This window comes from uncultured Sulfitobacter sp. (assembly GCF_964021855.1).
Taxonomy (GTDB): Bacteria; Pseudomonadota; Alphaproteobacteria; order Rhodobacterales; family Rhodobacteraceae; genus Sulfitobacter.
The window spans coordinates 1,272,958-1,280,266 of record NZ_CAXHZD010000001.1; the positions used below are offsets into that span (position 1 = coordinate 1,272,958).

Below are 7,309 nucleotides of genomic sequence, written 5' to 3' on the forward strand. Positions count from 1 at the left end.
GCAGGTATTTGACGTGGATCAATCTAAAGCCGGCACTTGAATTGGCGCGGCGCGTTAAGCAAGCGTGACAACGGGTGGGCCGCTTTGAAGGCTGCCGATGATCCAGCCTTGCAATCCTTTGTCCTGTAGCCGCTTCAGCGCGATTTCAGCCGCGGCTTGGGGAAGCGCGGCGAGCAGGCCGCCAGCGGTTTGAGGGTCGTGTAGTAACGGGTCGTCAATTCCTGCCATTGGCGCGTTCTCGCGGTTTGCCTGCAAAAGGGATGACGCGACACCAGCATCAGACAACGCGCGCGCGCCTTCGTAAATCGGGATGTTGGCGTGCGTCAATGTCGCGTGCAGACCTGACGCTTTGCACATCGCCAGCACGTGGCCAGCCAAACCAAATCCGGTGACGTCCGTCATTGCATGGGCATCGCGCAGGATATCGGCGTGTTGCGACTGCGGTTGCTCCATCATCGTCAGGGTTTTGGCGACGTCGCGACCTCGGGCGATACCTTGCATATGCGCCGCCATCATCACACCCGACCCGATCGGGCGCGTCAGGAGCAACACATCACCCGGTTGCGCGCCGGCAATGGTGATGGGCATCGTGTCGCGCGTACCGGTCACGGTGAACCCAATCGTCAGCTCGGCCCCCATCGTCGTATGGCCGCCGACCAACGTGGCCCCGGCGGCGTCGAAAACCGCGCGGGCTGTATCGGTGATTTCGCGCAGGGTGCGGGCCTGAAGGGGCGGGGACATGCGCGGCAGAATCAGGCTGGACAGGGCAACCTGCGGTCTGGCCCCCATCGCCCAAATATCGCCCAAAGCGTGGACCGCAGCGATCCGCGTCATCTGCACCGGATCGTGGACCATTGCGCGCAGGTGGTCGGTGCTGAGGACTTGGAACCGACCGCCGGGCAGTTTTATGATGGCAGCATCGTCGCCCACTCCCGTCACGACTTGCGGGTTCGCGCGCGTGTCTAGGGTCGACAGGGCATCTGACAAAAGTGCGCCGCCCACCTTGGCCCCGCAGCCACCGCACAGGGGTTTGTCTTGTAACATCTCGCGGGTGCCAAGTGCCGCGACTTCTGGAACCTTGGTGGGTTTCATCTGCGGCAGGTGATCAAGCTTGTCCATAAACGCGCGGTCGATGCGATCCTTCCAACGCCACAAGAGCGTGCCGGAAAATGCGACGCCGAATTTCTCGGCCATGGCAGATTTGCCGCCCAAGGAGATCAGCTTGAGGTAGTGGTTTTGCGGTTTGAAGGTTTTGCGGGGGCCACCGGTTAAGGCGGCACGCAGGTTATGGTGCAAAACGGGGGCGGCGCGGACAGCAAATACACCGGCCTTAGGGCGCGGAGCAAAGGGCATCGCCGCACAATCGCCCGCGGCAAAAACAGACGGATCGCCTTTGATACTTAGATCGGGCGTTGTCTCGATAAATCCGTCGATCAGGGGCAGGTCGGTTTTTGACAGCCATCCATGGGGAAACGCTCCTGCGGCACCAACTGTCAGGGCCGCCGCCACGGCTTCTTGGCCATCGAACAGCACCTGTGTCGCCTCAATACCGGTGACCCGTGCGTCGGTGCGCAGGGTAATGCCTGCCTGCGCCATCACGCTTAGCAATTTGCGCCGTGCCATATCACCAACGCCAGATATCTGCAGCCCGGCCTCGATCACGGTGACATTTGGTTCAACGCCCGCTTGGCGCAGCGCATGTGACATCGCCAGTGCCAGCTCGCATCCCGCGACCCCGCCACCGATGACGGCCACGGTGGGCTCGGCTGACCCGTCTTTGGCCGCAGCAACGAAATCGCGCCAGCGCTGCGCGTAGACATCCAGCGGCTTGGCCCCGACGGCATGTTCGTCAAAGCCGGGGATCGACATACTCGCCGTGATACCAATATCGATTGAGGCGACATCATAAGCGACAGGCCCCTGACCCTCGACCGTGATCAGCCGTGCTGTCCGGTCAATATCAGTCGCATGGGCCAAAATCAGCCGCGCGCCGGCAAAACGGCACAGACGCACCAGATCAATCTCGAGCGTGTCACGGCTGTAATGCCCTGCGACATGTCCGGGCAGCATACCGGTATAGGGCGCGGTCGGGCCGGGGTTGATCACGGTCAGCCGCGCACCGGGCAGCGGGTTCATCCCCCATTTGCGCAGCACCAAAGCATGGGCATGCCCGCCGCCCACCAACACAAGGTCTTGGGTCAGGGGAGCATCAGGCATATTCATGTTGCGCGCTTTCTGGATCAGGGCTGCGGCAGTCATATCGTGTTGATCCCCAAGGATCAAAGCAGCAGCCAGTGGTTGCAACCGAAAGTGAACTGCGTGACAAAGAATGCACAGCTCTTTGTCCCGCGATAAGGCCGATCTTTTTGACACTTCGCATTCTGCACACTGCCGACCTGCATCTGGATTCGCCTTTGCGCAGCTTGGCGTTAAAGGATGATCGCCTTGCCGCGCAGGTGCGTGATGCCAGTCGCCATGCGCTGGAAGCAATGGTGCAATATTGCATCGACGAAGACGTTGCGGCGTTCTTGATTGCGGGCGATCTATACGATGGTCAGGAACGCAGTGCCAAAACGGCGGCCTATCTGGCCGGGCAGATGCAGCGTTTGGCCGATGCAGGCGTGCAGGTGTTCTATATCAAGGGGAACCACGACGCGGAAAACCCGATCGCTGGCGAAATTGCATTGCCCGCGAATGTGCATGTTTTTGATGGCAAGGGGGGCATGGTCCAGCTGGGGGATCATCCTGTCTATATACATGGCGTCAGTTTTCGGGGCCGCCACGCGCCCGACAGTTTGCTGCCCAAATACAAGGCCCCGGTGCCAGGCGCTGTGAACATCGCAATGATGCATACGTCGCTGATGGGGGCGGCGGGCCATGACCCTTATGCGCCCTGTTCGGTGGCGGAACTGGCGCAGACCGATTTTGATTATTGGGCGCTTGGGCATGTGCATAAACGGCAGGTGCATGGGCAGAACCCGTGGATCGTGATGCCTGGCATGCCCCAAGGGCGCGACATCGGCGAGGCTGGCCCGAAGTCCGCCAGCATCCTAACGGTGCAGGACGGGCAAATCGACGTATCGGAATTGCCCACGTCCCTGTTGGAATTTCGCGCCTGCGATTGTGTGTTGGACGGCGTTGAAACAGATGATGACGTCCGCGATGCCTTGCGGCGTTGCCTGAAGGCCGAGGCGGGCAGGGGCGCTGCGATTTTGCGGCTGCGGCTGACGGGGCAAACCACGATGGCGTGGCGCTTGCGACAGCTGGCGGATTATTGGCAGGCCGAAATCGCGCATATGGCTGAAAACATCGGCGGGCTCTGGCTTGAGAAGCTTATACTAGATGTATCGCCGCCATCGGCCACGGGCACAGACAGCGCGGTGGACGAAATTGAACAACTGATGCACGAGGTCGCCACATCGCCCGCGTCACGGGAAAATCTGGGCAAGGAACTGGACCAGATGTTGGCGTTGCTGCCCGCGGAACGCCGTCGCGAACTGGTACCGGATGAAGCGGCGCAAGACGCGCTGCTGACCCGCCTGACCGATGATGCAATCCTGTCGATGGTCGCCAAGATGCGGGGGCAGGGCGAATGATGCGGTTGCGCCAACTGGATCTGTCTGCCTTCGGTCATTTCACTGACCGTACCATTGATTTTGGCGAAGCACCTGCCGGCGGATCGGATTTTCACATCGTGTTTGGGCCTAACGAGGCTGGGAAAACCACGTTGATGGAAGGGTATCTGCGGCTGCTGTTCGGCTTTCCGAAAAATGAACCCTATGCGTTCAAACACCAACGCGCGAACCTGCGCGTCGGCGGCGTGGTCGAGATTGACGGGGCCGCGCACAGCTTTACCCGACTGTCCAAACGCGAACCGAATTTGCTGGACGCACAAGGGCAGGTGACCCCTGATACGATGCTAACCAATGCACTGCGCGATCTGACGGTGGATGAATATCGCAAGCTGTTGTGTCTGGATGACGAAACCATCGAGGCAGGCGGCGAGGAAATTACCAAGAGCAAAGGGGATATTGGCAAGCTGTTGTTCTCGGCTGCGGCGGGGATCAGTGATCTGTCGCAGGTGTTGGAAGATGTGAACGAAAGATCGCTTGAGATTTACCGCAAGGGCGGGACGAAATCAGAGTTTGCGGTGCTGAAGGCGGAATTGGCAGAGGTCAATCAGCAGATCAAAGACCAAGACATAAGCGCGTCGGCCTACCGCGCCTTGCGCACCGAGTTGGAGAGCGCCCAAACGCTTGAGGCTGGATTGCGCCGCGAAGAAACCGATCTGGCCTTGCGCAAGCGTGAGTTGGAAAACCTGCTAGAGGCGCACCCGCTCGCCGCGCAACTGCGCGAGCTTGAACAGCAGCTTAAGCCGATCGCCCATTACCCGATGGCGTTGGACATCGACCCCGAACAACTGCTTGATCGGATGACCGAGCGCGTGGCGCTTACGGCGGCACAGGAACAAGCTGGTCGCGAGATGCAAGAGATTGCTGCGCGGATGGACGGGCTGATTGTTGACCCCGAAGTGCTCAATGCAGCGGATCAGCTGGGCGCGCTGGAAGAGTTGAAGAGCCGCGCGCAAACCGGCCTGCTGGATTTACCACGGCGTCAGGCCGAGCTTGACCAAGAAGAGCAGGAATTGCGCGAGCAGCTTTTGGGGATCGGTTTGCAGGCGACGGGGGATTTGGGCCGCTATGTTCTGGGGGAATCCGACCTGACGACGCTGGAGCGGTTAAGGGGCGATCTGACCGATGCAGAAAAGGCATGTGCAGCCGCCAATCAAGAGGCATGTGACGCGCAGGCCAAACTGCAAGACGCGGTGCGGCAGGCGGAAGACGCCCGCGCAAATGTGAGTGGTGACCCCGCTTTGGACCGGGTGGTTGCAACGGCAGACGCCGAAGATATTGTTGCGCGTCATAGCGAGGCCGAGCATAAGCTTGCCACGGCACGGCAGAGCAAATCCGATGCGTTGCGCAAGCTGGCCCGACCCGGCGTGAAGTTTGATATCGTACCTGATCTACAAGTCACGCCGGCCCAAGCTGAAAAACTGAACGCAGAGCTGACACAGGCACAGCGGGCCGCCGAAAATACATCGCAACAATGCGCGGCGACGCAGGCGCGTTGGGATCAGGCGCGAACACAGGTCAAGCTGTCGCAAGCTCAGCCTGATTTGGTTGATGATGCGGCTGCAAAAACCACGCGGGAAACCCGCGACAGCTTGTGGCGGGCGCATAAGGCCAAGCTGGATGTCACGACGGCGGATGCATTCGAGGCGGCCATGCAGACCGATGACGCCCAGACCAAACTGCGCGCAACACAAAGCAAAGAGATCGCCGAGAACCGGCAGGCGCAGCGCAACGAGATTGAGGCCCGCGAGGAACACGAGCAGACCAAAGCCCGTCATGATCAGGCAATGGATGCTGTGGAGAAGCTGGCCGCTCAGCTGGCCGACTGCTTGCAACAGCACGGGTTGCCCCAATCCCTACCCGCAGATGATTTCGCGCGGTGGGTCAGTGATGCCTATGACGCAGGAGAGGCTGCAGCACAGCTTGAGACGCTTGAGGCCGCGCAGGCTGATTTACAAGCGCAGGCTCAAGATCTGAAAGACACACTATATACTATATTAAATGTAGATGGCGGATCACTGTCCGGTTTGATGAAATTGGCCAAGGCCCAGCTTGCTGGACAGCAGGCACAGAAACAAGCGCTGGTCTTGGCCGAAACAAGCGCAAGATCCGCCAAGGCCGAAGCGGATCGCCGCAGCGCGGCCAAGGAACAGGCGCAAAGTAGAATGGATGCGGCGCGGAGCAAATGGGTCGATGCCGTCGCACACTATATACCAGACTTAAAAACGGACCCGCTGACGTGGGACGGCACCCGTACCCTGCGCGACATTGCCCAAACCGATAAAACGATCCGCAAACTGCGCCGGCAGGTCGAAACCATGTCTGCAAATATAGCCGAGTTTGAGCGCAGCCTGGATGAGATCAAGCTGGAGACAGCCGGAGGGGAAACAGCCCTCGAACGCTATGCCGCCTATCAACGGCAAATCGCCGACGCACAAGAGATCGCCCGCCAACGCCAAGAGCTTGAGGTGCAATACGCACGTCACGACGAGGCGGCCAAAGACGCGGCACATAAGATCAGTGTGCTGGATGATCAGGTGCAGCTTATCGCGCAGGTGTTTGATGCGACAATCCCGACGCAAACTCTGGAAGAGTTACGTACAGCAACAGCGGTCGCTCAAAATGCGATCGATCTGCGGACCAAGGCGCAAGAGACGCTGACGTCACTATTGTCGGTGTTGGGCGTGCCATCATCGGATGACGCGGCCAAGTTGCTCGACAATCACCCCGCCGATATGTGCCAAGTGGAACTCGACACCGTTACCCAAGACCTGTCGCGGACCCGCACAGCATTGGAAAGCGCGATTGAGAAACGAACGGGCGCGCAGATCGCATTGAACGGCGTGGGGGCTGACAGCGCGGTTGCATCCCTCGTCGCGCAAAAACGAACCCTTGAGGCACAGATGGAAGATGCCGTGCTGCGATATCTTGAGGGGCGGTTTGGCCATATCCTGGCCGAAGAAGCGATCCGCCGGTATCGCGATGCCCATAGAAGCGGGATGCTTGCAGCAACCGAGCAGGCGTTCAAAGACCTGACGAACGGTGCCTATGGTCAGCTGAAAACCGTACCGGCCCGGAACGGTGATATTCTACAAGCCGTCCAAACATCCGACATGACCCTGAAAGAGGCCGCCGATATGTCCAAAGGCACGCGGTTTCAACTGTATCTGGCATTGCGCGCGGCCGCCTATGACCAGATGGCGCAGAACGGGCGCATCCTGCCGTTCTTTTGTGATGACGTGTTCGAAACCTTTGACGAAGACCGGACTCGCGCCGCCTGTACGCTGATGCAACGTGTAGGACAGACCGGGCAGGCGATCTATCTGACGCATCACCAGCATGTGGTGGATATAGCGCGTAAAACCTGTGGCGATCAGCTGCGCGTCCACACTTTGTAAGGATCGGATGGGGCAGGGATGTGATTCCGGCCCAATGGCGTGGACGAGTCGCCGATTCCACTGCGATTCCACCGAAAGTGAATCGCCTAAAGGCCCGAAAATGACGGAAATCACAGCAAAACGCTGTTTCGGACTGCATATCTCAATAGCCCGACAAGAAAACGAATGCCTGAAACGCCAATAAAACAGGCTTTTGTGAAGGTTTTTTGACTAAAGATGAAAAATCCGAAAAAAGGGGTTGCGGGTATTTGGAACAAACCTTAGAACCCCCCTTACCGG

General features: G+C 59.3%; 3 protein-coding genes. 2 read left to right on the top strand and 1 reads right to left on the bottom strand.

Features of this window, described 5'->3' with window-relative positions; genetic code table 11:
• Window positions 1–54: 54 nt before the first annotated feature.
• A complete protein-coding gene (gene selD, locus AADJ11_RS06115) occupies window positions 55–2,223 on the bottom strand; it encodes a selenide, water dikinase SelD (RefSeq protein WP_341233681.1) in 2,169 nt (722 codons plus the stop codon).
• A gap of 143 nt (window positions 2,224–2,366) precedes the next feature.
• Here selD and AADJ11_RS06120 point away from each other — a divergent pair, with 143 nt between their 5' ends.
• Window positions 2,367–3,596 (top strand): DNA repair exonuclease, encoded by a 1,230-nt coding sequence (locus AADJ11_RS06120; RefSeq protein WP_341233632.1) that lies wholly within the window; start codon window positions 2,367–2,369, stop codon window positions 3,594–3,596.
• On the top strand, window positions 3,593–7,030 hold the full coding sequence (locus AADJ11_RS06125) for an AAA family ATPase (protein WP_341233633.1): 3,438 nt from the start codon (window positions 3,593–3,595) through the stop codon (window positions 7,028–7,030). The genes AADJ11_RS06120 and AADJ11_RS06125 overlap by 4 nt, the downstream gene beginning before the upstream one ends.
• Window positions 7,031–7,309: the final 279 nt, after the last annotated feature.

Bases quoted from the DNA above. Each gene is read 5' to 3' on its own strand.
- selD (WP_341233681.1), bottom strand. From the start codon at position 2,223: ATGAATATGCCTGATGCTCCCCTGACCCAAGACCTTGTGTTGGTGGGC.
- AADJ11_RS06125 (WP_341233633.1), top strand. From the start codon at position 3,593: ATGATGCGGTTGCGCCAACTGGATCTGTCTGCCTTCGGTCATTTCACT.